The organism is Marinimicrobium sp. C2-29 (assembly GCF_038419845.1).
Lineage (GTDB): Bacteria > Pseudomonadota > Gammaproteobacteria > Pseudomonadales > Cellvibrionaceae > Marinimicrobium.
This window is the reverse complement of record NZ_JBCAQT010000022.1, coordinates 1-23,109: the sequence shown is the minus strand read 5'-3', so window position 1 is coordinate 23,109 and position 23,109 is coordinate 1. Positions and strand designations below refer to the sequence as shown.

The 23,109-nt window shown below is 60.9% G+C and carries 23 protein-coding genes; 4 read left to right on the top strand and 19 right to left on the bottom strand.

The genetic code is table 11. The features are described 5' to 3' along the window. Positions 1-129 precede the first annotated feature (129 nt). Positions 130-1,626, bottom strand: a complete 1,497-nt coding sequence (locus tag AAE484_RS16890) for a plasmid pRiA4b ORF-3 family protein (RefSeq protein ID WP_341939609.1) — start codon at positions 1,624-1,626, stop codon at positions 130-132. Positions 1,627-1,689: 63 nt separating this feature from the next. Beyond that, positions 1,690-3,060 (bottom strand): MATE family efflux transporter, encoded by a 1,371-nt coding sequence (locus AAE484_RS16885; protein WP_341939608.1) that lies wholly within the window; start codon positions 3,058-3,060, stop codon positions 1,690-1,692. A gap of 214 nt (positions 3,061-3,274) precedes the next feature. On the opposite strand from AAE484_RS16885, the gene AAE484_RS16880 reads away from it, so the two are divergent. Both AAE484_RS16880 and AAE484_RS16875 read left to right on the top strand, forming a co-directional pair. Next, entirely contained in the window at positions 3,275-3,829 is a 555-nt protein-coding gene (locus tag AAE484_RS16880; protein WP_341939607.1) for a PH domain-containing protein, read from the top strand. Further along, positions 3,813-5,318 (top strand): PH domain-containing protein, encoded by a 1,506-nt coding sequence (locus AAE484_RS16875; protein WP_341939606.1) that lies wholly within the window; start codon positions 3,813-3,815, stop codon positions 5,316-5,318. Before AAE484_RS16880 ends, AAE484_RS16875 begins: the two co-directional genes overlap by 17 nt. 6 nt (positions 5,319-5,324) lie before the next feature. Here the strand turns inward: AAE484_RS16875 and AAE484_RS16870 are convergent, their stop codons facing one another. Then, positions 5,325-5,783 (bottom strand): YaiI/YqxD family protein, encoded by a 459-nt coding sequence (locus AAE484_RS16870; RefSeq protein WP_341939605.1) that lies wholly within the window; start codon positions 5,781-5,783, stop codon positions 5,325-5,327. Positions 5,784-5,919: 136 nt separating this feature from the next. Here AAE484_RS16870 and AAE484_RS16865 point away from each other — a divergent pair, with 136 nt between their 5' ends. Together AAE484_RS16865 and AAE484_RS16860 are read left to right on the top strand one after the other, a co-directional pair. After that, positions 5,920-6,840: a TraB/GumN family protein gene (locus AAE484_RS16865; RefSeq protein ID WP_341939604.1), complete on the top strand. Its 921-nt coding sequence runs from the start codon at positions 5,920-5,922 to the stop codon at positions 6,838-6,840. Positions 6,841-7,119: 279 nt separating this feature from the next. Continuing rightward, positions 7,120-7,659: a PEP-CTERM sorting domain-containing protein gene (locus AAE484_RS16860; protein WP_341939603.1), complete on the top strand. Its 540-nt coding sequence runs from the start codon at positions 7,120-7,122 to the stop codon at positions 7,657-7,659. Between the two features lie 145 nt (positions 7,660-7,804). On the opposite strand, the gene AAE484_RS16855 is transcribed toward AAE484_RS16860, so the two are convergent. The 16 genes from AAE484_RS16855 to AAE484_RS16785 form a co-directional block, all read right to left on the bottom strand. Continuing rightward, positions 7,805-10,033, bottom strand: coding sequence for a hypothetical protein (locus AAE484_RS16855; RefSeq protein WP_341939611.1), 2,229 nt, complete (start codon positions 10,031-10,033; stop codon positions 7,805-7,807). 5 nt (positions 10,034-10,038) lie between these two features. Then, positions 10,039-10,791 (bottom strand): TVP38/TMEM64 family protein, encoded by a 753-nt coding sequence (locus AAE484_RS16850; protein WP_341939602.1) that lies wholly within the window; start codon positions 10,789-10,791, stop codon positions 10,039-10,041. Between the two features lie 10 nt (positions 10,792-10,801). Continuing rightward, positions 10,802-11,155, bottom strand: coding sequence for a DsrE family protein (locus AAE484_RS16845; RefSeq protein ID WP_341939601.1), 354 nt, complete (start codon positions 11,153-11,155; stop codon positions 10,802-10,804). Positions 11,156-11,295: 140 nt separating this feature from the next. Further along, complete coding sequence (pta, locus tag AAE484_RS16840) at positions 11,296-13,431, bottom strand: phosphate acetyltransferase (RefSeq protein ID WP_341939600.1); 2,136 nt, start codon at positions 13,429-13,431, stop codon at positions 11,296-11,298. An 18-nt stretch (positions 13,432-13,449) separates the two neighbouring features. Further along, complete coding sequence (locus AAE484_RS16835; RefSeq protein WP_341939599.1) at positions 13,450-14,643, bottom strand: acetate/propionate family kinase; 1,194 nt, start codon at positions 14,641-14,643, stop codon at positions 13,450-13,452. Between the two features lie 63 nt (positions 14,644-14,706). After that, positions 14,707-15,636 carry a hypothetical protein gene (locus tag AAE484_RS16830; protein ID WP_341939598.1) on the bottom strand — a complete coding sequence of 310 codons (930 nt, stop codon included), beginning with the start codon at positions 15,634-15,636 and terminating at the stop codon, positions 14,707-14,709. A gap of 200 nt (positions 15,637-15,836) precedes the next feature. Continuing rightward, entirely contained in the window at positions 15,837-16,742 is a 906-nt protein-coding gene (locus AAE484_RS16825) for a hypothetical protein (RefSeq protein WP_341939597.1), read from the bottom strand. After that, a complete protein-coding gene (locus tag AAE484_RS16820) occupies positions 16,739-17,464 on the bottom strand; it encodes a hypothetical protein (RefSeq protein ID WP_341939596.1) in 726 nt (241 codons plus the stop codon). The genes AAE484_RS16825 and AAE484_RS16820 overlap by 4 nt, the downstream gene beginning before the upstream one ends. 418 nt (positions 17,465-17,882) lie before the next feature. After that, on the bottom strand, positions 17,883-18,254 hold the full coding sequence (locus AAE484_RS16815) for a hypothetical protein (RefSeq protein ID WP_341939595.1): 372 nt from the start codon (positions 18,252-18,254) through the stop codon (positions 17,883-17,885). Between the two features lie 18 nt (positions 18,255-18,272). Then, positions 18,273-18,407, bottom strand: coding sequence for a histidine phosphatase family protein (locus AAE484_RS17495; RefSeq protein WP_445928868.1), 135 nt, complete (start codon positions 18,405-18,407; stop codon positions 18,273-18,275). Between the two features lie 139 nt (positions 18,408-18,546). After that, on the bottom strand, positions 18,547-19,452 hold the full coding sequence (gene xerC / locus AAE484_RS16810; RefSeq protein WP_341939594.1) for a tyrosine recombinase XerC: 906 nt from the start codon (positions 19,450-19,452) through the stop codon (positions 18,547-18,549). A gap of 87 nt (positions 19,453-19,539) precedes the next feature. Then, positions 19,540-20,229 carry a DUF484 family protein gene (locus AAE484_RS16805; protein ID WP_341939593.1) on the bottom strand — a complete coding sequence of 230 codons (690 nt, stop codon included), beginning with the start codon at positions 20,227-20,229 and terminating at the stop codon, positions 19,540-19,542. Position 20,230: 1 nt separating this feature from the next. Continuing rightward, positions 20,231-21,061 carry a diaminopimelate epimerase gene (gene dapF / locus AAE484_RS16800; RefSeq protein WP_341939592.1) on the bottom strand — a complete coding sequence of 277 codons (831 nt, stop codon included), beginning with the start codon at positions 21,059-21,061 and terminating at the stop codon, positions 20,231-20,233. Positions 21,062-21,132: 71 nt separating this feature from the next. After that, positions 21,133-22,377: a diaminopimelate decarboxylase gene (gene lysA, locus AAE484_RS16795; RefSeq protein ID WP_341939591.1), complete on the bottom strand. Its 1,245-nt coding sequence runs from the start codon at positions 22,375-22,377 to the stop codon at positions 21,133-21,135. A gap of 20 nt (positions 22,378-22,397) precedes the next feature. Then, positions 22,398-22,574 carry an LPS translocon maturation chaperone LptM gene (lptM, locus tag AAE484_RS16790; protein WP_445928867.1) on the bottom strand — a complete coding sequence of 59 codons (177 nt, stop codon included), beginning with the start codon at positions 22,572-22,574 and terminating at the stop codon, positions 22,398-22,400. A gap of 144 nt (positions 22,575-22,718) precedes the next feature. Continuing rightward, on the bottom strand, positions 22,719-23,109 hold a 391-nt coding region (locus tag AAE484_RS16785), incomplete at its 5' end, for a gluconate 2-dehydrogenase subunit 3 family protein (RefSeq protein ID WP_341939590.1).

Here is a 23,109-nt window from a genome sequence, read left to right as displayed (position 1 = left end):
CGAGCGTCCCAACATGGCGCTCGGCGGCTTTACGCCGAAACAGAAGTTGGCCACTGTGGCCTAACTCTACTTATGGCCCCTGTTAAAAATGGGGGGATTACCCTGGCAAGCGCTTCTTTCAGCCTTTGCTCAACTCCAGTCGATCATATTTTCCAGCAAGGGCGTGGCTTTCAGCTCGTAATGGCTTCTGAACGTCGGCTCTGATGCGTCGGGTAAGGGTCGCATTTCAATCAGACCGAACCACTCAAACAGTGGTAACGGGCGCAGCAAAATCAGCTCTTTCACCGCCTCGCCCATTTTCCTATAAGGGGTTGCCTCCACCTCTTCGAGCAACACCGGAAACGCCTGAAGCTGCGCTTCCTCGTAAAAACTGGAAGGGCGCCATTGGTCGCCATAGAGGTGCAAAAGCCAGAGCAGGAAGGGTCCGGTGGTCTGAATGCCCGTCGCCTCTTCCTGGCCGGCCACATAGGACCAGTTGAAGTCCCGCAACATGCACTGGAACAACGCGCCGTACAGCGGGTCCCAACCCGACTTTTCCAGCTCGCGCTGCCACTTTTTATTCAACGACATTTTGGTCTTTTTGAGATCAAAAAGCCCGGCCAACTGCGCCAGTATCCGGGCAATGTGCACCGGATTAATATCTTCCTCACTGCGAACGCTGCCTCTAAGGTGGCTCAGGGGATCGTGAGCAAGCTCGACTCCCGTCATCATCTGTTTGACCATCGCCAGCGGCAGATTACCTTTGGGCGTCAGTTTGATATCACGCTCCGCTAGCTCCGCCACCAGCGGCTTGAGCAAACGGATGATCGGGGTGCCCTCAATGTAGGGGCTGCGATAGGACCAGGTAATCCAGGGCGCATCCAGGGTTTCATACAGCAGGCTGTGCGTTCGCTCCGGGCTCAACCCGTGAAAGTCATCAAACAGGGGCTGACGTTGCTGCTGCTCCATTATTTCACGAACCGCTTCCGTGACCGCCTCTTCGGAGTCAATGCCCTGGGCCGACAGGGTCTCGCGGATATCGTCGATCAGATCTTCCAGGACACTTTCGTCCCGATCCTCGCGGTCGAAGTCGCTCAGAATTCCGTTCACTTCGTCCAGATCCACAAACGTCGGGTCGAGTGGCTCACCACCGAGCCACTCAAGCATTGACGCGTAGTCGGGATGCTTGGGGTCTCGCAGAATCTCCAGCAGCCGCGCATAGCCGGGCGGGCCGCCGACATCCTCCGGCGGGCAGGCACCGACCGCCTTTTCACAGCTGGGCACGGGCGCATCGCCCACCAGCGGCAGGCTCTTTTCCAGCAGGATTTCATGCGCCCAGCCATCACCAAAATCATACTCATACCGAAGAGTCTGTTTCGGTTTGCGCAACACCCTGCCCAGGGTAACGCTGTCTTCATCCTTTACCTTCATCAGGTCATCGTCCACATCCGCCGGCCCATAGAGCGCCCCGTTGTCCGCCTTGAACAGATGCAGATGGCGATCAAACCAGCCCATGGCGACCTGGAGGATGCCGTGCAGCTGGCCGAGCGTGGTCTCACTACTGAGCGTCAGGCGCCGCCAGATCGGCGGGTCAACGTCCAGCAGGGTGACTCTGATCTGGTAAAACCGGGGTTTTGCTAGCGCCATAGCGGATGCCCTGAAAAAGATTCTGTCTGGCAGGATAAGTAACCGGCCGGGTTAGCGCAAACCTTACCGCTCCCGGTCCCGCGTCAGATTCTTCATCCATAAACGTTTGCCAATGCGCCGCCACATAGGGACAAATTTGAGCACATCTTCCAGAAACATCAGTGCATAGATCAGCAGAAAAGGCCAGCCACCCCAGAAAATGGCCGCTGCAAAAATGGGCAGGCCCAGCCCCCACATGACCGTGACATCGGTAATCAACACAAAGCGGTTGTCCCCGCCGGCCCGCAGCACGCCAATGATGCGCATCATGTTCAGGATCTTCACCCAGACCAGCAGACAGAAAATGGTCAGCGTATGGCTGAGCAGGCTCGCGGTGGCTTCTTCCACATGACCAAAGGCGCTCAGGATCCAGGGGCTCGCCAGCCAGAGGGCGAATGACAGCGTGAACACCAACATCAGGGTCAGCCGGACGAATATTTTATGCAGCCGCCAGGCCTCCTCTGTGCGGTCCGCGCCCAGGGCCCGGCCCACCATCACGGCGCAGGCATTGGCCAGCCCCACAAACAGGGCGAAGAAGGAGCTCTCGATGGGCACGATCACCCCCATGACCGCCAGGGCGTGAGTGCCGGCAAAGCCGGTGAGCACATGATAGGTGGCGTTTCCCAGGCCCCAGAGACCGTAGTTGGCCACCAGGGGCAGGGAGAAGCTGAGAAAACGGGCGGCCGGCTGCCAGGCCAGGGCGGGCCGGAACTGGGCCCAGCTCAGGGCAAAACCGTGGCGGCGACCGTAAACCCAACTCACTATAAACAGCAGTTGCAGCAGACGGGCGATCAGTGTGCCCCAGGCTGCGCCCGCCACCCCCAGGGCCGGGAACCCCAGGTGGCCGAAAATCAGAATGTAGTTGAGGCCAACATTGACGAGTATCGACAGGGCGCCGGCCACCAGCGGCATGGCGGTATTGCCCAGCGCGCGCAGTGAGGCTTCGTAGATCACAATCCACTGGGTCAGCAGCAGCGCCAGAGCGGTGATGGAGAGGTATTGGGCGGTCAGGCCCACCACCTCCGTATCGGGGTTGAGCCAACTCAGCCAAAGCTCGGGCAACAGACCAAAGAGCAGCAGAAACGGCACCATGGTCACCGAGCCCACCAGCAGAGTCACCGCCAGGGTGCGCTGGCAACTGGGGAAGTCACCAGCGCCACTGTACTGGGCGACCAGTACGCTGCAGCCGGTGGCCAGACCGCTCATCAACACCAGCAGCAGAAACTGCAGTTTGGCCGCCAGCCCCACTGCGGCAATGGCCTCCGAACCCAGGCTGCTGACCATGACCACGTCCGCCATGCCCAACAACGACTGCAACAGCATCTGCAGCGCGATCGGCAGCGCCAACAGCACAACGGTCCACCAGAAAGAGCGGGAGCGGGGCAAAGGGGTCACGGGCAGCGCTTCTCCTTGAGGATCTCCGGCGGGTCCTTGAATCAGTTGGGGACAGGCCACGCAGTTTACGCCTTCGCCCGGGCCGCGCAAATGGTTCCGTCGGCACAGACCCCTAGCGGCTTGAAAGGCGTGACCGAAGGGGCGACAATCACCGTCTTCGGTCAGCGCCGACCACCCTTTTCATCAGCCTCACGGCAAGGAATCCTCGATCCCCATGACTCAGACCACGACGACACTCGATGACCCGCCGCTGACGATCGACACCCTGCCCCCGCTCGATGACCAGCCCTGGAAGGCGATCAGCCCCCGCTACAAGACGGTGCTGCGCCTCCGAGTGTCGATGGTCGGACTGGCGCTGGCCCTGGCGCCCTGGGTACCGGTGGTCATGGTCGGGCACCCGGCGTCTGTCTGGCACCTTCTTCTGAGCGGGTCGGTACTGCTGGTGCTCGCCTTGCTGGTCTTCGTCTGGGTGCCGCGCAAGGTGCGGCGCACCCAGTATCTGCTGCGCCAGCTGGATGTGAACGTCCGCTCCGGCTACTGGTGGTACGCCACTCAATCGGCAGCCATCAATCGCATCCAGCATCTGGAGATCACCCAGGGCCCGCTCGAGCGACTCTGCGGCCTGAGCCTGTTGATCCTCTACACTGCCGGCGGTCAGCAGTCGGATCTGAAGATTCCGGGCCTGGAGCACGAGCTCGCCCATCGCATCAAGGCCCACCTGACGGAGCGGATCACGGAGGAGGAACCCCCGCATGGCGCCGACCACTGACTGGCAGCGTGTGTCGCCCCTGGCCATCGTATTTTTCTTTTTCAGGAGCCTTCCCCACCTGATCAACCTCTGGCCGGTAGTGATCGGGGGCTTTGCCGCCGGCGAGTCGGCGCGCGGGTATATGCTGGTGTACGGGGTCCCGGCGGTGGCGCTCTTCCTGCTGGCGGGCGCCACGCTGCAGTACCTGTTTTTTCGCTTCAGGCTCGAGCCGGAGCGCATTCAGCTTCAGACAGGCATGCTGCATCGCAAGCGCCTGACCCTGGATTTTGAGCGGGTGCAGGAGGCGGAAATTACCCACCCGTTTTATTTCCGACCGCTGGGGTTGGTGTCGCTCGGACTGGAGAGCGCCGGCTCGACTCAGCAGGAAGTGGATATCCCGGGCATCAAAGTCGGCACCGCTGAGTCTTTGCGTCAACACATCCTCGAGCGGGCCAAGTCGGCAGCCGGAGACAGCCCGGATGAGCCCTTGGCAGAGAGCCAAATGGAGCCTGTGGGCTATGAACTGCATCTGCCCCCGGCCGAAGTGGCCCGGTACGGGCTGATGCACAACGGCCTGCTGTTTCTGGCCCCCATCGCCGCGCCTCTGGGGCAATACCTGGGGCCGGCCATGGAACACTGGGTCGAATGGATACAGGGGCTGCCGCTGATGCGCGCCTGGGAGGCGACCGAAACCCTCGGCACCGTCTGGGTGTTTATCACCGTGGGGCTGGTGTCGATTCTGCTGGGGATAGTGGTGTTGTTTGCGGTATCGGCCGCCCTGGCGCTGATTTACTACTGGGATTACCGGCTGGTTCGCATCGGGGATCGCTTTCAGGCCCGATCGGGGCTGGGCACCCAGCGCACGCGTGGATTCCGGCTGCACAAATTGCAGAAAGTCACCATCAAGCAGGGAATGCTCGCCCGGCTGCTCCGGCGCTACACTCTGTCGATCAGCAAAGCCGGGGCCTTCGCCCGGGGCAATGCCCACGACAAGCAGCGCTTCATCATCCCCGTGCTCACCGAGGCGGGGCTGGGCCGGATGCGCGCCGAGTGCTCCCTACCCGACGCGAACTGGACCCGGGTGCACCCGCTTTACGTGCTGGGCACCACGATCGGCCTGGGAACCCTGTTGTTGCTGCTGGGGGGCGTTTCGCTGCTGCTGTCCCCGCTCGGGACCGGATCGGCCGTCGGGCTGTCCCTGCTCGCCTATCCGCTGGTGGCACTGATGGCCTGGCGCCACTGGCAGCAGCTGGGCTATTTTCTGGAGCCCGACTGGCTGGCCCTCCGACAGGGGTTCATCGGCCACAAAGAACAGTGGCTCCCGACCGGCAAGATACAGAAGCTGAAACTGAGCGAACCGCCGTTCCTACGCTGGTTGGGCCTGGCGCATCTGACGGTCTGGAGTACCGACGGCCCCCTGCTGGTGGCCTACCTGCCCAGAAGCGTGGCCACCCGCCTCCGGGACCAGCTGATGGCCCGCATCGTCAGTTATCAGAAGGCGTGGTTCTAGTGTGCGTTAGCGGTTTTTTTTGGCCCGTTTTTGCAGCCAGCGATCGAGCTGGTCGGCAAACTGTTTTCGGTCGGCACTGGAAAAGCCCGCCGGCCCGCCGGTCACCTCGCCGGCGTTGCGCCGCTCCTCCATCATGTTGCGCACCGCCAGCCGTTGGCGCACATTTTCGCGCGTGAAGGGCTCGCCCCGCGGGCTCATCGCCGCGCCGCCTTTTTCCACCACCTCGGCGGCCAGGGGAATGTCCTGGGTAATCACCAGATCGTCGGGCTCCAGTAACCGGACGATTTCATTGTCGGCCACATCGAACCCGGAACTCACCTGACGGGTTTTGATGAAAGGCGAGGGCGGGACACTGATCGGGCGATTGGCGACAAAGGTCAGGGGGACTTTCCAGCGACTGGCGGCGCGGCAGAGTATCTCTTTAACGACGACCGGGCAGGCGTCGGCATCAATCCAGATTTGCATAGTGAGGCTCACGAGGGCATTTGCCCGCATGGTAGCAAACTTGTGTTGGGGCGCAGAGATCTTTAAGCTTTTGCCGTTCGCGAATGGACGCGACGATCAATAACAACACAGGCAATAACAACACAAGGAACTCTTTATGCTCCCCATGCTCCCCATGCTCTCCAGGCCCACAATGCTCACCAAAACCACGGCAATGACGCGACTGCTTCTGGTCCTCACCACAATTGTGTTCGCCGCCCCTGCACTGGCGAAAACCACCCTGTTTGAAGTCTCCGATGGCGAAAGCCGGGTGTTGATTGGCGGCACCATCCACCTGCTGCACCCAAGCGAGTACCCCCTGCCCGAGGCCTTTGATGCAGCCTACGAGGAAGCCGACAGCCTCTATCTGGAAGCCGATCTGGCGGCGATCGAAGCTCCCGTTTTTGGCCAGCAGCTGATGCAGGCCATGGCCTACCCGGCAGGCAAAAACCTGAAATCGGAGCTGAGCCCCGAGACCTGGGAGCGGGTCAAAACCTACTCTGAAAAGAATCAGTTTCCGATCCAGCAGTTCCTCGGCTTCGATCCCGCCTTTGTCAGCATGATCATGACCGTGACGAAGGCGCAGAGCGAGGGGATTACCGACGGTGTCGACGAACATTACTACCAGAAGGCGAAGGCGGAAGGTAAGACCACCGGCCACCTGGAAAGCCCCGAGGACATTCTCGCCTACATGAAGGCCGTGACGGGTATCGAAGCCGACGCAGTCATGGAAGCCACACTGGTGGATCTGGAGCGCTTTGATGAGCTGATGGAGACCATGGTCGGCGCCTGGAAGCGCGGTGACATGCAGGCGCTGGACCGGGACCTGGGCCAACCCATGCGGGAGGAGGCACCGGAGGTGTACCAGACCCTGCTGGTCGATCGAAACGCAAAGTGGTTACCCAAAGTCACCCAGCTGTTCGAGCAGGAGGGCACGGAGCTGGTGCTGGTGGGATCCCTGCACCTGGCCGGCAAGGACAGTCTGCTGGATATGCTCGAGCGCGAGGGCTACAGAATCCGGCCCTACGAGGTTCAATAGCAACGGCCTCCCGGCTGTCGCTCACTTTTACACCCCCCCTGGCCCCACACCACTCGGGTGTGGGGCAGTCGGCGGATAAAACCCCTTTCTAGGTCTCTTTCGACGTCGGGTCGCTTTACATCCTCCGGCGAAGGCCATCGGTGGTAAAAATAAACTTCTTTTTTTTCAGTGAGTTACCGTGGTTGGCACGCCATCTGCTTTAACCAAGGCGATGCGTGCAACAGGGCCGTTCATGCAAGGAATTCGACCCAACCTTATTTGATGTTATAGGTGACCCCCATGAAAACGCTAGTACAAGGACTCCGTTACAGCCTGGCCGCATTGGCCATGATCTTTGCCGCTCAGGCCCAGGCGATAATGCTGGAGCCGGGTGATGCCGACTATACCAGCGACTCAAACAGTACACTACATGCTGGCGACGTCGAAACCATCTTTGGAACAAGTGACCTGGAACTGTTTTACAAATCGAACGTTGGCGGGAGCGAAGAGGGCCCTTTCGCAGGCTCCTACGACACCGAATACTCGGGTGATCCCAATGACGCTCTGATTTTCTACACTGGCGGCGACTCCATTGTCTGCCCAGAGTGCTACTTGGTAGTGAAAGATGGCGAACAACCACAATATCTGTTTGACCTTGGCTCCTGGGATGGCACCGCGAATCTGGACCTGCAAAACTTTTATGACGGTCCAGGGGGTGCGATCTCACACGTCGCCATCTTCGGAAAATCAATGGTCAACGTACCGGAGCCCAGCGCTCTGATACTGATCGGACTGGGAATGATAGGCCTGGGAATGGCCAGGCGTCGGGTAGCCCACTAAGGATGGAGGTCCGGCAGGGACGAAAACCCATATCAAGGATATGACAGCAAGCAAGGATGGAAACCTACATCACGGAGGATGTCTTTACAACGAAAAAGCCCGCAAGGAAATGCGGGCTTTTTTTATGTCGGTCAGTTCGCAAGAATCAACGGGCTGAACCGGGGGTGATTGAGCTCTCGCCCGGGCTGACCTCTGCGGGATCAAACCCCGGCAGTTTCACCTCGAGCGGGGGCGCCTCACCGTGCCAGTCCGCGTCCCACTCCACCTGGGGCCCCTCCGGCCCGGGCGTGATCCGGATGGAGAGCGAACCGAAACTGGTGGGCGCGGGCCCAAAGCGGATAGGCTGATCCTGCTCCAGCCAGCGCTTGGGAATACCGCCGCACAGAATCAGCCGGTTGCCTTCCTCGCGCACAAACAGGTTGCGCACCATCAGTACCCACTCGGCGGAGGCCCAGACGTGATGACCATCGCCCATGCAGCCGCCCCCGGTAGTCGGGTGTATGGCCTCGGGCCACTGGCCGGTGGGTGAGGCCAGGTCGGCCACGGCGTCCATCAGCTCGAGGTAGCGCTCGTCCCCGGCACGCAGCAGAACCTGGGCGACGTGCAGTGTCAGGTAGGCGTTGAGCCCCGAGTGGATCATGTCCTGATAGAAGGCGCCTTTGACAAAGCAGCGCTTGAGCAGAAACTCGACGGTATCGAGCAGGCGCGGGTCGTCGGCCGCACTCAGTTGCGTGGGGTAACCGGTCGCCAGAGAGCCGATGGCGCCGGCATCCATGCGCCGGTAGGGAGAGGCGGGCATGGCCGGCCGGTTCAGCCGCTGCTCACACTGATTCAGACTGCGCTCCACCGCCTGGGCGAAATCCTCCGCCCCCCGGGCAAACTCATGGCTCTGAGTGGGGTTCTCGTCGGAGAGCAGTTCGGAGGCGGCCTTCAGGCCGGCAATGCCCCAGAAGTCATCCCAGTAATAGTAGTCATTGGGGCCCAGATGCTCGGCACTGAACCCCGCCGGCAGCAGGCCCGCGTGGGGCTTGGCCAGTTTGTCACTCAGGCGCTTGCGGGTGATCCAACGCGCCCCTTTGATAATGGGCTTGAGCCAGTCCTGACTCGGCTTTTGACCGGTGAGCTGATAGTAGCGCTGCAGCACCCAGAGCACTTCGCCATTGGCGTCCCACTCGCCCTCCTGGGAGCGGAAATAACCGCTGGCCGTCTGCCGCTCGGGAAACCGGGCCAGGGCGCGCTCGGCACGCTCGGTCAGGCCCACACTCAAGAGGGCATTGATGATGAACGCCGCGTCGCGGAACCAGAAACGCTTGTAGGTGTAAGGCCCAGGGTACACATCCTCGGGCGAGTGCAGCACCAGCGAAGCCAGGGCGGCATCGTAGAGAAACTGGTAGTGAGGGTCGGGGCACTCCAGCTGCGCGTGCTGGCCACGCTCGCGCTCCCAGGCATCGGCCGGCAGCCGGGCCGGGGTGTCGGTCAGGGGAATGCTCGCGGTCATCTCCGTCTCTTCACCCGCCACCAGCGGGAAGAGGGCGGCGGCGGTCACCATGCCCACATCGCATTTGCCCGAGCTCTGGTCATCCCGGTCGGTCAGGTGAATGTGCACATCCCCCTGATGATAGTCCGACACATGGTGGCGCCGGGCCGGGGCACTGAAGCGGACGGTCTGCTCGCCATTGACGGTCCAGGCGTCGCGCTGCGGCGAGAGTTCCACCTTGTGAATGAAGCTGATGCCCTCGGGATTACTCGGGCGCAGCGCCAGTACCAGTGAGCCGTTGACATCGGCACGCGCGCGCAGGCGCAGCCTGCACACCGGAACGCCCTGCTCCAGTTCCACCCAGGCGCTACTGCTCAGCGCCAGCCCGTCGCTTTTGCTGTCGGTATCGACGCTCAGGCCATTGTCGAACACCTGCCGTTGCGTGGCATCGGGCACGCGCGAGGGCAACAGGCAGCGGCCATCGTCCGTCTGCAGCCAGCCGTCCAGCGACCAGCCATCGAAAAATGGCGTGAGCAGACCGCGTGGATCGACAATGGGCAGCTCGTCCACATCCGGATGGCCCACCGCCGTCCAGTTGCGGTTGCTGAGGTTGATGTGGGTGATGGAGAAAGCGCGGGGAATGAACGCCGGGTCCAACGGGTCAAACTGGCGCTCGACCCAGTAGGGCCAGACCCAGTCGAGATTGTGCTGAATCACCCGGCTGTTGATCAGGCCCCGGGCGTGGAATACCACGCCGGCGCGCAGCAGTTCGATGGGTTCGCCCACTTCCGAGGGCTGGGCGAAACCGTGCAGTTTACCGAGTAGGGCAATCGGATCCAGAAAGCCATGTCGACGCGCCGCCTGTTTGACCAGGTAGCGCCAGGGCAACCATTTCATCCAACTCAAGTAACCTCCTCAATGACCTCGTCTTTTCCGGTGTATTTGCGCAGGGCTCGGCGAGCCAGAGTATTCAGGTAAAACACGGCGGCCACGGTGGCCACAAATCCGGCACCGTAAATACTCCACTCGAGCGGCGTCCGGCCGGTCTCGCGCACTCCCAGGGTCGACAGGTCGGCGGCCAGCGACCCCAGATAGACATTGTGCAGCGAAAAGGGGATGTAGCCGATGGAACACCCGACCAGAAAGCCTTTGAACGAGAAGCTGGTCAGCCCGAACAGATAGTTGGACAGTTTGCTGGGGAAGAAGGGAATCAGGCGGGTGAGCAGTACCACCTTCCAGCCATGGGGGGCCAGCTCATCGTCGACCAGGCGCAAGCGTGAACGCGAGGTAATGAAGTTTCGCGCGCGCGCACCGAACAGGTAGCGCGCCATAAGAAACGCCAGAGCGCCGCCCAATACGGTTCCGATGACCACATAGAGTGTGCCTTCGAACACGCCAAAGACAAAGCCGGCGCCGGTGGTCAACAGGATGCCGGGCAACAACAGGATCATGGCCACGGCCATGGCGAGGATAAAGAGCAGGCCCGCCCAAGCTCCCTGAGCTTCAAACCACTGCAGCAGGACCACAATCTCTTCATGAATGCCAAAGGCATACAGCACCGCCAGCACGGCGCAGACGAAAGCGATACTGGCCAGCATCCCCACCAGAGGCGATTTTCTCCAGTGGGTTTTTTGCGTCGAGTCCGGATCCGTCATGGGTTTCGCCTTAAAAGGTGACCGGTTTGCAGTCGTCCCGTGCCACCTGCTTATAGAAATCACCCATGCCGCCCATGCGGCAGTTGTCGATCAGGCTGCTTTCATCCAGGCCACGCACCTGGGCGCAGGGTTTGCAGACAATAATCTCCGCATTTTTGTGGGCAAACACCTCGGCGAATTTGGGGCCCGGGCCACAGGGCACCATCTGCTCGTGCGCACCCTTGACCGCGACCGTGACCGCATCGTGAAACAACATGATGGTAACGGTATCGCCGGCCTCGAGTGCGGTTGCCGCAAAGATGAACGGTAAAGAGGCGCGTGTGGTATCGGTCGGGCCCCAGGTGGTGGAAATGGCGTAATGCATGATTCGTTCTCCCGCTGTTGGATTGTCTTTCACTGTACGTATGAATTTACCATACCAGCTCACACGGCCTTTGATCTAACACACAATCTGAGCCGGGGAACAGGGCCGGCGTCAGAATCGTCTGCCGGGCCACCCTTGGATCAGGCCATCGCCTGAATCGCTGTCAGCGCAATGGTGTACAGAATGTCGTCCACCGAGGCGCCGCGCGAGAGGTCGTTCACCGGTTTGCGCAGCCCCTGCAGCATGGGCCCGATGCTCACCAGATTGGCACTGCGCTGCACCGCCTTGTAGGTGGTGTTGCCGGTGTTCAGATCCGGGAAGATGAAGACATTGGCCTTGCCCGCTACCGGGCTGTCCGGCGCCTTGCTGGCGGCCACTGAAGGCACGCTGGCGGCGTCGTATTGCAGCGGGCCGTCCAGCATGAGGTCGGGGCGTTTCTCCCGGGCCAGCTGCGTGGCCTTGCGTACTTTTTCCACGTCGCTGCCCGAGCCCGATTGCCCGGTGGAGTAACTGATCATGGCGATGCGCGGTTCGATGCCAAAGGCCAGCGCCGAGTCGCCCGACTGGATGGCGATATCCGCCAGCTCTTCGGCGTTCGGGTCCGGGTTGACGGCGCAGTCACCGTAGATGACCGGCTGATCCGGCAGCAGCATGAAGAAAATGGAGGACACCAGCGCGGCGTCGGGCTTGGTTTTGATCAGCTGCAGGGCCGGGCGGATGGTGTTGGCGGTGGTGTGCACCGCGCCGGAAACCAGGCCATCCACATCTCCGCGAGCGAGCATCATGGTAGCCAGTACCACGGTGTCTTCCAGCATGGCTTCCGCCATGGGCTCGGTCAGCCCCTTGTGTTTGCGCAGGGCCACCATGGGCGCCACGTATTGGCTGCGAACGCTTTCCGGATCGATGATTTCAATATCATCCGGCAGAGTGACGTTATGGCTGGCGGCAACGCTGCGCACCTCGTCGGGCTTGCCCAGCAGAACACAGCGGGCGATGCCTTTCTGATGGCAGAGGGCGGCGGCCTGCACGGTCCGGGGCTCGTCACCCTCGGGCAGCACGATGCGCTTTTTGCCGGCCCGGGCGCGCTGCACCAGCTGGTAGCGGAAGGCCGGAGGGGACAGGCGTTTTTCCAGCCGGACCTGGCTGCGCTCGATCAGCCACTCGCCATCGAGGTCGGCCGCTGCGGCATCCATCACGCTGTTGATCCGCTCGATATCATCCGGCGGCACCTCGGTGTTCATATTATTCAGCTGCTGGGCGACCTTGAACGTGTTGCCCCCTACCAGCATCAGAGGCAGACCGGTCTTGAAGGCCGACTGGCACAGCGCCATGATGCCGGGCTCCGGTTCAATACCACCGGTCAGGACAACGCCCGCCAGGGGCACGCCGTTGAGCGCCGCCATGCAGCTGACCAGCAGAATGTCTTCCCGGTCGCCGGGGGTCACGATCAATGCACCCGCCTTGAGTGTGTGCAGCATATTTTTCATGGTACGGGCACAGACGGTGATGTTCTGCACCCGGCGCTCGAGTAGCTGCCCTTCGTTGAGCACCTCGGCCTTGAGGTAATGACTGACATCGGAAGTGCGCGGCGCCACCAGCAGCGGATTCCATTGAATCGCTCCCAGGCAGCGGAAGCGCTTGTCGGAAAACACCGGCAAAGAGGCAATGATCCGCTCCAGGCCGATGTCGGATGGTGCCTCCTCACTGGGCTCCTCCGTCGCCACAATCTGCTGGCTGTCCAGATCCGGCGCGCCCACCTTGTTTAGAACACAACCGAGCAGGCGGTGGTGGTTGAGCCCGCCAAAAAGGCTGGCGGCCATTTTGATCCGCTCATTCAGTTGCGCGGTACTGTCGGCGTTCTTGGCGGCCACCAGAATCACATCGGCATCCAGCGCGGTGGCCATATTGGCGTTGAGCTGGTCAATGTAGTTGTCATCGGCCAGGGGCACCAGGCCTTCCACAATCACCACTTCAGCCTCGCCGGCGGATTGCTGGAACACCTGGATCACCTCTTCCATGAAGGCGTCGGTCTTGCCCTGGGAGAGTTTCTCCTGGGCATGGGAGAGCGAGAGCGGTTCCGCCGGGCTCAGCCCGAGCGTGCTCCGGACCATGTGGGTAGAGCGCTCCGGGCCCCGATCAAAACTGCCGCGCTGGGCAATGGGCTTGCAGAAGGCGACGTTGACACCCAGCTGCTCCAGTGCCCGCACCAGGCCCAGGCAGACCGAGGTCAGTCCCGTGCCGGCGCCGGTGGCGGTAATAAAAAACGTGTGTTGCAAAGCGGGTATTCCTGTTGATTAAGAGTGAGTCAGGTTAAACGCATCCTGGGCGATCATCCACTCCTCACGAGTGGCTACCACCAGCGCAGTGGTGGACTCGCCAGTCGTAATGCGACCATGCTCGTCACCGTGCTGGCGGTTGAGCCGGTCATCGCAGACAAACCCGAACAGTGGCAACCGCTCCAACACCTGAGCACGAATGGGCGCCGCGTTTTCCCCTATGCCCCCGGTAAACACCAGGGCATCCAGCCGATGCAGGCTCGCGGCCAGGGCGCCAACCTGGCGCGCCAGCCGAAAACAGAAGACATCAATGGCCCGCTGGGCATCGGCATTGCCCGAGGCCGCCGCCTCGGTCAGGGTGCGCATATCATTGGATACGCCCGACAACCCCAGAAGACCACTGTCCCGATTAAGCATAGCGGTTATTTCTTTGAGCGTCAGACCCAGCCGCTCGGCCAGGTACTCGTGCAGGCCCGGATCGACATCACCGCTGCGCGTGCCCATGACCAATCCCTCCAGGGGCGTCATCCCCATGGTGGTATCCACCGAGCGGCCATTGCGCACCGCCGTGGCGCTGCAGCCATTACCCAGGTGCGCGGTAATCAGCCCGTGATCCGCGGGATCGAGCTCCAGCCGCCGCACCGCCTGACCCGCCACGTAGTGGTGACTGGTGCCGTGAAAACCGTAGCGGCGCACGCCCTGCTCGCGATAGAGCCCAATGGGCACCGGATACAGATAGGCCTCCGGCGCCAGGCTCTGATGGAAGGCCGTGTCGAAGACCGCCACCTGGGGCACCTCGGGGTAGAGTGACTGCATGGTGCGGATGCCAAGGAGGTTGGGGGGATTGTGCAAGGGCGCCAGACTGGCGCACTGGTCGATACCGGCAATGACCGAATCATCAATCACCACGGATTCGGCAAAGGCCTCGCCCCCGTGGACCACCCGGTGCCCGATGGCCAGGGGCTCACCGATTGCCTCCAGCAGCTGATGCACCTCGCCCAGCGCGCCCTCATGGTCCTGGCCGGGAATTTCCCGGCGTTGCTTGTCGTCGCCTTCCAGACGCCAGCTGAGCACCGCCTCCGGGCTGCTCAGCCGTTCGGCCAGACCGGAGAGCACCTCCCGGCCCGCGCGGATATCAAAAACCGAAAATTTGAGCGAGGAACTGCCGGCATTGATCACCAATACCGGAGAAGAAATCGTGGGAGTGGACATAACAATCGGGTGCCTGTGATAAACCTCTGGTAGGAGGCCAGTTTAGCGCGGGTTGGCGTTCAATCACAAAGAACCCTCCCTCAAGACCGGTGCTGACGGGCAGGATTCCGCCTCTACTGTGTTGATGGCCTCAAGCAGGTAAGGCTTGTCGTTCTCATAGAACGAAGAGTCGATGTTGGTGTTGGGCAGGCAAAATATCCTTCTTTGGCCCAGATTCAACAGCGCGAGCGTGTCGCTGAAATAGTGCATGAACAGCGCATCGAGCTGGCCGGAGGCATGCGCTTTTTTCAGCCCATACTCCAACCTCTCGGCCAGTTGGGGCTGGTCTCTGGAGACAAAGAAATACATCGGCAGGTAGGTATAAATGGCGAAGCCATCAACAATCTCCAGCTCGGGCATCCGGGGTTGGTAGAGCTCCAGTTCGGGCGCTATCTCGTAGACGCCCCGCATCAACAATTGATAGCGGTCCGCATACAACATGGGAAACAGGGTTTTGTAGGGGCCCCCGTAGACAACCTTGAAACCGTGGTCCTCAAGTATTTTGCCCGTTGACCAGCCCTCACCCTGGCCGACCTCAAAGGTTTTCAGCGTCGCCACGTCATCGATGTGGTTCAACACCTCCAGATTTCGGCCGTGGGCCAGAAACAGGCGGTAGCTTGCCAGCCCTTTCATGATCGGAAAGCGCACCAGCCGGGCATTGTCCAGCCAATTGGGGCTGGGCATGGACACCGCCACGGACAGACTGTCGCCCCTCACAATCCCCAGCAGCTGGCGCCGGATGACCGTTTCTCCCTTTTCCTGCCGGATTTCATAGCCGCCGTATCGGTCCTCGGACGATTGGAGAGCCAGCTCGAGCAGGGCATCGGCATACTCGCGATGCGGGCCCGCCCTCTCCATCAGGGGTATGTTGACGATAATGTCCTGCCCGGGAGCGCTCTGGGCATGGCCCCAACCGCTCAGGGTCAGACCGAGGAAGAGTAAGAAGAGTCTCATGGATGGATCCGCCGCTGACAGTACAGGACCGCCCAAACCGCGCAATTGAGCATTGAACCAGGCTCTGATTATAGGCCAAACTCAACCGGAGCGCGCGCCGTGTCGCTGATGCAATAGGTCCCGTGGTGCGGGCCCCCCGCCCATGGCGTAATCACTGACAGCAATCGGCGTGATGGCCAGGTCTGGTGGGCCACGACATCCTAACTGCTTGGCACAGAACCGTCTGCGAGCGTATCCATACACTCCGTTTCCACATCCGGCTTTGGAAAGCTGATCAGCCAGCCTCGGAGGTTTCTCAACACAATGTCCGAACAGCTCTCTCTGACCATCACTCCCCGCTCAAGCCGCAGCTCGCCATCCAGATCATATCGGAAGGTCTCTGGTTGTTGATCTTGCGCCTGCAACCGCCCGTCCATATCATCCAGTGCGATCAACACTGAAGTTTGATAAAGCTCCCGTACGGCGGCCTCCAGCCCTTCACCCACCGTCCCCTTTTCACTGTCAGGATCGATTAACCGGTCAGACACCACTTCTACCAGATTTCGGTAAATCGGCTGCTCCGGCGGGTCGCCAGGCTTGCGAAGGACCAGAACGTTTTTTACCGACAGGCTGTCGAGGTTCTCGGTAACGTAAAAAACGGGGTGTGTCTCCACGTGAACAGACTGAATGTCGGCATCACCCGGCCATGGCCGTACCGAGAATCGGCCGGGGAACGACAGGGTCGCGGGATCCAGGCTTTGCAGCTCCTGGACCTCCTCCGCTACCGGTTCGAGCGCCAGGTTGGCCTGCTCGCGCGACTTTTCCAGCTTTCGGTCCTGGGCACCTTGAACCATCGTCGCATGGAGCGCGATCTGGGCGGCAACCCCTCCAGCACCCGCCGCCCCTGAGTAGAGAACATTCGCTGAGTCCACGCTGTCGTCATGAGAGGCATCCCCCCGAAACTCGATGCCCTCTGGATTGGCGAAAATCACCGACACCGGCTCATCGGCCAGAGTTGATGCCTCAGGCGCGTGCCGATAGACCGCATAATCGTCCGTTTGAACGCTCGCACAACCGGTGCCCAGAAGGGTACTGGCCACAGTGGTCAGTGCCGCCCATCGAATCATCTTGTCTCTCCGGCGACCTCAAGAGGGGCTTTTCCGGCGAGCGCGTTACCGATCTGAATTTTTGCACGTTCGAGCGCTTCAAAATACGCCATGGTCACACCGGGAAATTCCGGTGGCTCCTTCCAGTCGCCCTCTACCGGTACGCGAACGTGGATCGGGTCAAAGAGATAGTACTCATTGGTATTGAGATCTACCATATAAAGCGTTCCGGTGACGGCGCCCTGAGGGGAGCTGGTGGGCACGTAGTTGGCGTAGGTTCGTTCAACACCAATGTGACCAAATTCGATCACCATCAAATGATCCGCATCGACGACTTCTCGCAGCCCCCGATAATCTTCTTTGGGGTAATCCGAATCCTCGGGAGATTTGAACCTTGGTAGGCGCTGCATGGGCTCTTCGATATCGACCCATTCAACGCCCATTCCCTGCTCCTCAAGAGTGGCCTCCATTCCTTTAACGGCCGTTGAAAGCTCCTCGGTGCTCAAGGTTTTGGTGTGGCCGGACACAGCGTCGTTGGCAACCGCAGCGGCCGCCATACACAACAGGCAGGAGGCGCCCGGCATGGTCATACTCGCCGTTTCAGGGAAAGATTTCTGATAGATGGCCACCTTGGCCGGTTCATCGTAAAAGTCCTTCGTCAGGGCAATCGGGTCCTGAGGGGCTGTGGCGCAACCCGTCCCGATAGCGACGAGTGCCAGCAAAAGAATGAGTTTGATTTTCATGGGATTTCTCCAGCTTATTATGGGTTTTGATTGCCGTCCGGAGCTGAACTGACGCACGCCGGGAGTGAGCATTCAGGCCAGCTCAGACCAATAAGCTCTGGGCGGCACAGAAGTTTCATAGCGCGCGGGTTTCGAAGGGGGAGATATTAAGAGGATAGTTACGAAAAGTCTCACATCCCTGCGAATACCAACTGCAAAGCAACGGTTACGGCGCCATTCTTCAATATCGGCGCGAGAAAATCAACACTGATTCATTGGATATAACGCCAATTTTTCATGTCGGACCCGGGTCTCAGTCATTCTAGTTCCGGGTTTTAATGGCCCTCGGATGCGGCTGATCGTACACCTTGGCCAGGTGCTTCAGGCGTTTGCCGCGCTGACTGATGAACCGGGCACTAATGATAGCCGATATCCGGTATTAGTGTTTAAGCCCCTTTATCACGAAGAGAATGAAAGTCGGGATCAAAAAAATCAGCCCTGAAAAGGCAAATAGAAGTGCCAGGGACCAGTGCCAGCCCCACACATCCGACGCCCCAAAAAACGCACCCACTATAACAGGCAGGGTGCTGCGCAAGACAAAAGCGCTACCCACGATCACCAGAGCCCAGATCACTCCCCAATGAAACTCGACACCGAGATAAGCCACGTACACCATAAAACCGGCGTACACCAACATCAGGAACACCATCGTATTTTCTATTGTTTCTTTCACGGTGACGCTGTACTTCATTTCTGGGCATACCTTAGTGGAATGGCTTTCCGGCCAAAGAGCTCGAATTTTATCACTCATTTGATGGTGCAACCCTGGCTAACACTGTCGGATCCTCAAACAGCGGCACCACTGGCTACTGAACACCCGCGCTTCGTCGATTCCACGCTCCTCCAGCAGCCGGTGCCAAGCCCGAGCCTGGCGTCGGCCCTTCTCGTTAAGATTGCGCTGCAGACAGTACGCGGCTGGAACCTTCCGAGGTCACTACGAGCGGATATCTGAACTTGCACAAATTATATTGAACAGTGAGTTGCTGTCCGTCAAAGTGACTCAGATTCAGCGCTGCAAAACATTAAACCAAAATACCTGAGTATCAATCCTTCTTTTTCTGCGCCCTCGGATGCGCCTGATCGTACACCTTGGCCAGGTGCTGGAAATCCAGGTGGGTGTAAATCTGGGTGGTGGAGATATTGGCGTGGCCCAGCAGCTCCTGTACCAGGCGCAGGTCGCCGCTGGATTCGAGCATGTGGCTGGCGAAGGAGTGGCGCAGCATGTGTGGGTGCACGGGTTCGTCCATGCCCTGCTTGAGGCTCAGGTGTTTCAGGCGCAGCTGCACGGCCCGGTGGGTCAGGCGTTTGCCGCGCTGGCTGATGAATACGGCTTTCTCGTCCGCCGGCGCGACGGCGGCGCGCTCGGGCAGCCACTGCGCCAGTGCCTCCCGAGCCTGTCGGCCGACCGGCAAATGACGGCTTTTATTGCCCTTACCGGTGACAATCACGGCGCCCTCGCGCAGATCCAGCTCGCCGATATCCAGACCCACGGCTTCGGCCAGGCGCAGGCCGGAGGAGTAGATCAGCTCCAGCAGGGCGCGGTCGCGCCGTGCGAGAAAGTCATCGCCCCGGACTTCCACAAACTGGCCCGCCTGGTCCACGTCCAGCACTTTGGGCAGCTTCTTTTCAATTCGGGGCGCCTGCAGTCCCTCGGCCGGGTTGGTTTTGAGCCAGCCACGGCGCAGGCCGAAATTGAAAAACGCGCGCAGGGCCGAGAGCCAGCGGCGCAGGCTTTTGCCAGCCAGCCCTTTACGATGCAGCTGAGCCAGGTTTTCGCGCAGGTTGTGGACGGTAATGTCGGTAAGGCGGGTGATCTGCCGGCTGTCGCAGTAGTGAAGAAATTTGTCCAGATCGCGGGCATAGCTCTCTTCGGTGCGCGGGGAGAGTTGTTTCTCGCTGCGCAGGTAGGTGAGGAAGGCGGTGCGTTCGGTCTGGAAGGGTGGGGGCATGGGTTTGTCCGCGGCGTGGAGGATATGGCGGATGCGCCTTAGGCTTATCCGCCCTACGTACAGTACCGTGCAATTTTGAACTGTAGGTTAGCGCGGGAGGTGCTCGGGGAGCAAGCGGTTGAGGACTTCGGCGATGTAGCCCAGGAACAGGGTGCCCATGCTGGAGCGATAGTAGTGGGGGTCGCGGTTGCCGATGGCGAGCAGGCCGAACGCATTGCCATGTACCAGGGGCACGGTGGCCACTGAGCCGATGTGATGGGCGTCTTTGCCAAACAGAAATTCCAGCTCCAGCTCACCGAGGGTGCCGCACATGGCCCGGTTGTTTTTCAGCAGGGGGGCAATGTAGCGACTGGCCTCATGGATGGAGACGACGCGCGCATGGCTGCTGGGCAGTTGCTCAAGGTTACCGAACAGCAGCAGGCTGGTGTAGTGGATGCTGAAATCCTGATCGAAGCTGAAGAAGAGGGCATCGACAATGTCCCCCAGATCCCGCCCCTCGAGAAGCGCCAGAATCAGACGCTTGGTTTTGTCGAAAAGTTTGTCGTTCTCCCGGGCATTGTCCAGCAGCTTGCTCAGCCGGTGACGCATGTCCATGTTGCGCTCGCGCAGTACCGACACCTGTCGTTCCACCAGCGATACCGCCGAGCCACTGTCGTGAGGCAACTCCAGGTCACCCAGCAGCCGCTTGTGCTTGACGAAGAAATCGGGGTGCGCCTCGAGATACTCGACGACCTGTTCGTCGGTGAGTTTGCGCTTGTCGGTGATCTGTTCGCTCATGTTAAATTTTGACCTGTCCGTGAAACACCGTAGTGGCGGGCCCGGTCATGATAACCGACTCGCCCGGCCCGGGCCATGCGATGGTCAGGCTGCCGCCCGGCAGGTTGACTTTGACCTCCTCCTCCAGCAGCTGCCGCAGACGACCGGCGACCACGGCGGCGCAGGCGCCGGTACCGCAGGCCAGGGTCTCGCCCGAGCCGCGCTCGTAGACCCGCAAGTTGATCTCCCGGGGGGAGACAATCTGCATAAAGCCGGCATTGACCCGACTGGGGAAACGCGGGTGATGCTCGATCACCGGCCCCAGTTGCTCCACCGGGGCGCTGTCGACCCGGTTGACCAGCAACACGGCATGGGGGTTGCCCATGGACACGGCGGAAATATCCAGGGTCTGCTCGGGAAGCTCAAGATCGTAGCTCACCGCCTGGGACTCGGCCTGGAACGGAATCTCCTCCGGGGTAAGGCGCGGCACCCCCATATCCACCTGCACTTCGCCCGCCTGGTTAACCTTCAGAGTCATGTCGCCACCGGCGGTTTCCACCCGGATGGTGCGCTTGCCGGTCAATTTGCGTTCGAGCACAAAGCGGGCAAAACAGCGGGCGCCGTTGCCGCAGTTTTCCACTTCACCGCCATCGGCGTTGAAAATCCGGTAGCGAAAGTCGATGTCCGGCCGGGTGGGGGTTTCCACCAGCAACAGCTGGTCGCAACCGACACCGAAGTGCCGGTCGGCCAGGGTACGGATTTTGTCGGTACTCAAACGCACCCGCTGGGTGACCCCGTCGATCACGACAAAGTCGTTGCCCAGGCCGTGCATTTTCGTAAAGCGCAAACGCATTGGTTCCAATGTCCTGTTTGTATAGTGCTCTGGCGGTTTCAACTCCGGCGCTCGGGCCGGCGTCCCGGTGGCTAGGGCAGCAATTGCTCACCGCGCAGCTGATCGTCGATGGTTTCCCGGGCGCGCACCTGATGGGCGCGATCGCCGTCCACCAGCACTTCCGCCGGGCGGCCCCGGCTGTTGTAGTTGGAGCTCATGCCAAAGCCGTAGGCGCCGGCCGACATCATGGCCAACAGATCGCCGCTGTTCAGGGCGAGCGCGCGATCTTTGCCGAGAAAGTCACCAGTTTCGCACACCGGGCCCACCAGGTCCCAGGTTTTTGTCTCGCCCTGGTGTTCGCGCACCGGACGGATGTCCTGCCAGGCCTGATAGAGCGAGGGGCGGATGTTGTCATTCATGGCCGCATCGATCACCGCGAAGTTCTTGTGCTCGGTGGGCTTGAGATAGAGCACCCGGGTAAGCAGCACACCGGCATTGGCCGCAATGGAGCGGCCGGGCTCGAACATCAGGCTGAGAGGACGGTCACCCAGTTTCTGCTTGATGGCACTCATGTAATCACTGACCGGGGGCGGCGCCTCGGACTGGTAGGTCACGCCCAGACCGCCACCCAGATCCAGATGGTGAATGCGGATGTCCTCGGCGGCGAGCTGATCCACCAGCAACAGGAGTCGATCGAGCGCATCCATGAAGGGCGACAGTTGGGTCAGCTGGGAGCCGATGTGGCAATCGAGCCCCTGCACCGACAGGCCCGGCAGTTCGCTTGCCCGACGGTAGACGGCGGGGGCGCGCTCGATATCGATACCGAACTTGTTTTCTTTCAGGCCGGTGGAAATATAGGGATGGGTCTGGGCGTCCACATCCGGGTTGACCCGCAGGGAGATATTGGCCACCTGGCCCAGCTCACTGGCGACCTGGGAGAGCTGCTCCAGCTCCGCTTCGGATTCCACGTTAAAGCAGAAAATGCCCACTTCCAACGCCCGGATCATCTCGCCCCGGGTTTTGCCCAGCCCGGAAAACACCACCCGGCCCGGGTCGCCGCCGGCGCGCAATACCCGCTCCAGCTCGCCGCCGGAGACAATATCAAACCCGGCCCCCAAACGCGCCAGCAGGTTGAGCACGGCCAGATTGGAGTTGGCCTTGACCGCGTAGCAAACCATGCCGGGATGCTCGCCCAGCGCTTCGGCATAGGCCAGGTAGTGCCGGGTAAACGCCGCCCGGCTGTAGACGTAAGTGGGCGTGCCAAATTCGCGCGCCACTTCCGCCAGGGGCATATCTTCCACATAGAGCTCGCCGTTGCGGCGCTCAAAAGCTTGCATAGTGTGTCTCGGTTGGGCGGTTATTCGTCAGCGTTGTCGCCGGCGGGTTCCTGCTCTGCTTCCTGGGCCGACGGATTGTCGTCTTCGGGCAGGTAGAGCGGGCCTTTCTGGCCGCAGCCTGCCAGGAGCAGCAGTGCGGTCAGCAAGCTGGCGGTGCCGATAACGGCAGACCGGTGAAATCGTGGCCGGGTGTTCATGGCAGCTCCTGCTCGGGACGGGCGGACAACAAGGCGGGCAGTATAACCTCGCGCCGGCGGGGGCTCAATAAAGGCCCGGACCGACCGGGCTTGTTCGGCACCGGTCGGCGGAGGCAGGGGAGGGGTAGACTCAGTGGTGCTTTACTAGGTAGCCCAGGCGCGCTGGCCTTCCTCGTAGGGGGCGCAGCCGTCGTAGCGGCCGGGAATGGCAATATAGCGCAGCACTTCGGTCGCTCCCTTCTCCGAGGTGAAAAAGCCGAACAGGGTCAGCTGTTTCATCATGGTGAAGTAGTGGGGTTCACGCCCGGAGATCACCTGCTCGCGGGCCTCCTGATCGAGCGCACGCACCATGCCCTCGCGCTGCTCGGCGCTCAGCTCCAGAAACCCGCGTTGATACAGGTCCTGACTGCGCGCTTCCAGTTGGGGCAGACCGGAGTGAAACAGCGCCTGTTCCTCCCGGGTGTAGCAATCCCTCACGAACACGGTCATGAACTCACCGACCCCGGCATCTTTGGCGCCGGGCGTGTCGGTGCGT

Coding starts and splice junctions, on each gene's coding strand:
- AAE484_RS16890 (WP_341939609.1), bottom strand. CDS start 1,626: ATGGCGCTAGCAAAACCCCGGTTTTACCAGATCAGAGTCACCCTGCTG.
- AAE484_RS16880 (WP_341939607.1), top strand. CDS start 3,275: ATGACTCAGACCACGACGACACTCGATGACCCGCCGCTGACGATCGAC.
- AAE484_RS16875 (WP_341939606.1), top strand. CDS start 3,813: ATGGCGCCGACCACTGACTGGCAGCGTGTGTCGCCCCTGGCCATCGTA.
- AAE484_RS16870 (WP_341939605.1), bottom strand. CDS start 5,783: ATGCAAATCTGGATTGATGCCGACGCCTGCCCGGTCGTCGTTAAAGAG.
- AAE484_RS16865 (WP_341939604.1), top strand. CDS start 5,920: ATGCTCCCCATGCTCCCCATGCTCTCCAGGCCCACAATGCTCACCAAA.
- AAE484_RS16860 (WP_341939603.1), top strand. CDS start 7,120: ATGAAAACGCTAGTACAAGGACTCCGTTACAGCCTGGCCGCATTGGCC.
- AAE484_RS16855 (WP_341939611.1), bottom strand. CDS start 10,033: ATGAAATGGTTGCCCTGGCGCTACCTGGTCAAACAGGCGGCGCGTCGA.
- AAE484_RS16850 (WP_341939602.1), bottom strand. CDS start 10,791: ATGACGGATCCGGACTCGACGCAAAAAACCCACTGGAGAAAATCGCCT.
- AAE484_RS16845 (WP_341939601.1), bottom strand. CDS start 11,155: ATGCATTACGCCATTTCCACCACCTGGGGCCCGACCGATACCACACGC.
- AAE484_RS16835 (WP_341939599.1), bottom strand. CDS start 14,643: ATGTCCACTCCCACGATTTCTTCTCCGGTATTGGTGATCAATGCCGGC.
- AAE484_RS16830 (WP_341939598.1), bottom strand. CDS start 15,636: ATGAGACTCTTCTTACTCTTCCTCGGTCTGACCCTGAGCGGTTGGGGC.
- AAE484_RS16825 (WP_341939597.1), bottom strand. CDS start 16,742: ATGATTCGATGGGCGGCACTGACCACTGTGGCCAGTACCCTTCTGGGC.
- AAE484_RS16820 (WP_341939596.1), bottom strand. CDS start 17,464: ATGAAAATCAAACTCATTCTTTTGCTGGCACTCGTCGCTATCGGGACG.
- AAE484_RS16815 (WP_341939595.1), bottom strand. CDS start 18,254: ATGAGTGATAAAATTCGAGCTCTTTGGCCGGAAAGCCATTCCACTAAG.
- xerC (WP_341939594.1), bottom strand. CDS start 19,452: ATGCCCCCACCCTTCCAGACCGAACGCACCGCCTTCCTCACCTACCTG.
- AAE484_RS16805 (WP_341939593.1), bottom strand. CDS start 20,229: ATGAGCGAACAGATCACCGACAAGCGCAAACTCACCGACGAACAGGTC.
- dapF (WP_341939592.1), bottom strand. CDS start 21,061: ATGCGTTTGCGCTTTACGAAAATGCACGGCCTGGGCAACGACTTTGTC.
- lysA (WP_341939591.1), bottom strand. CDS start 22,377: ATGCAAGCTTTTGAGCGCCGCAACGGCGAGCTCTATGTGGAAGATATG.
- lptM (WP_445928867.1), bottom strand. CDS start 22,574: ATGAACACCCGGCCACGATTTCACCGGTCTGCCGTTATCGGCACCGCC.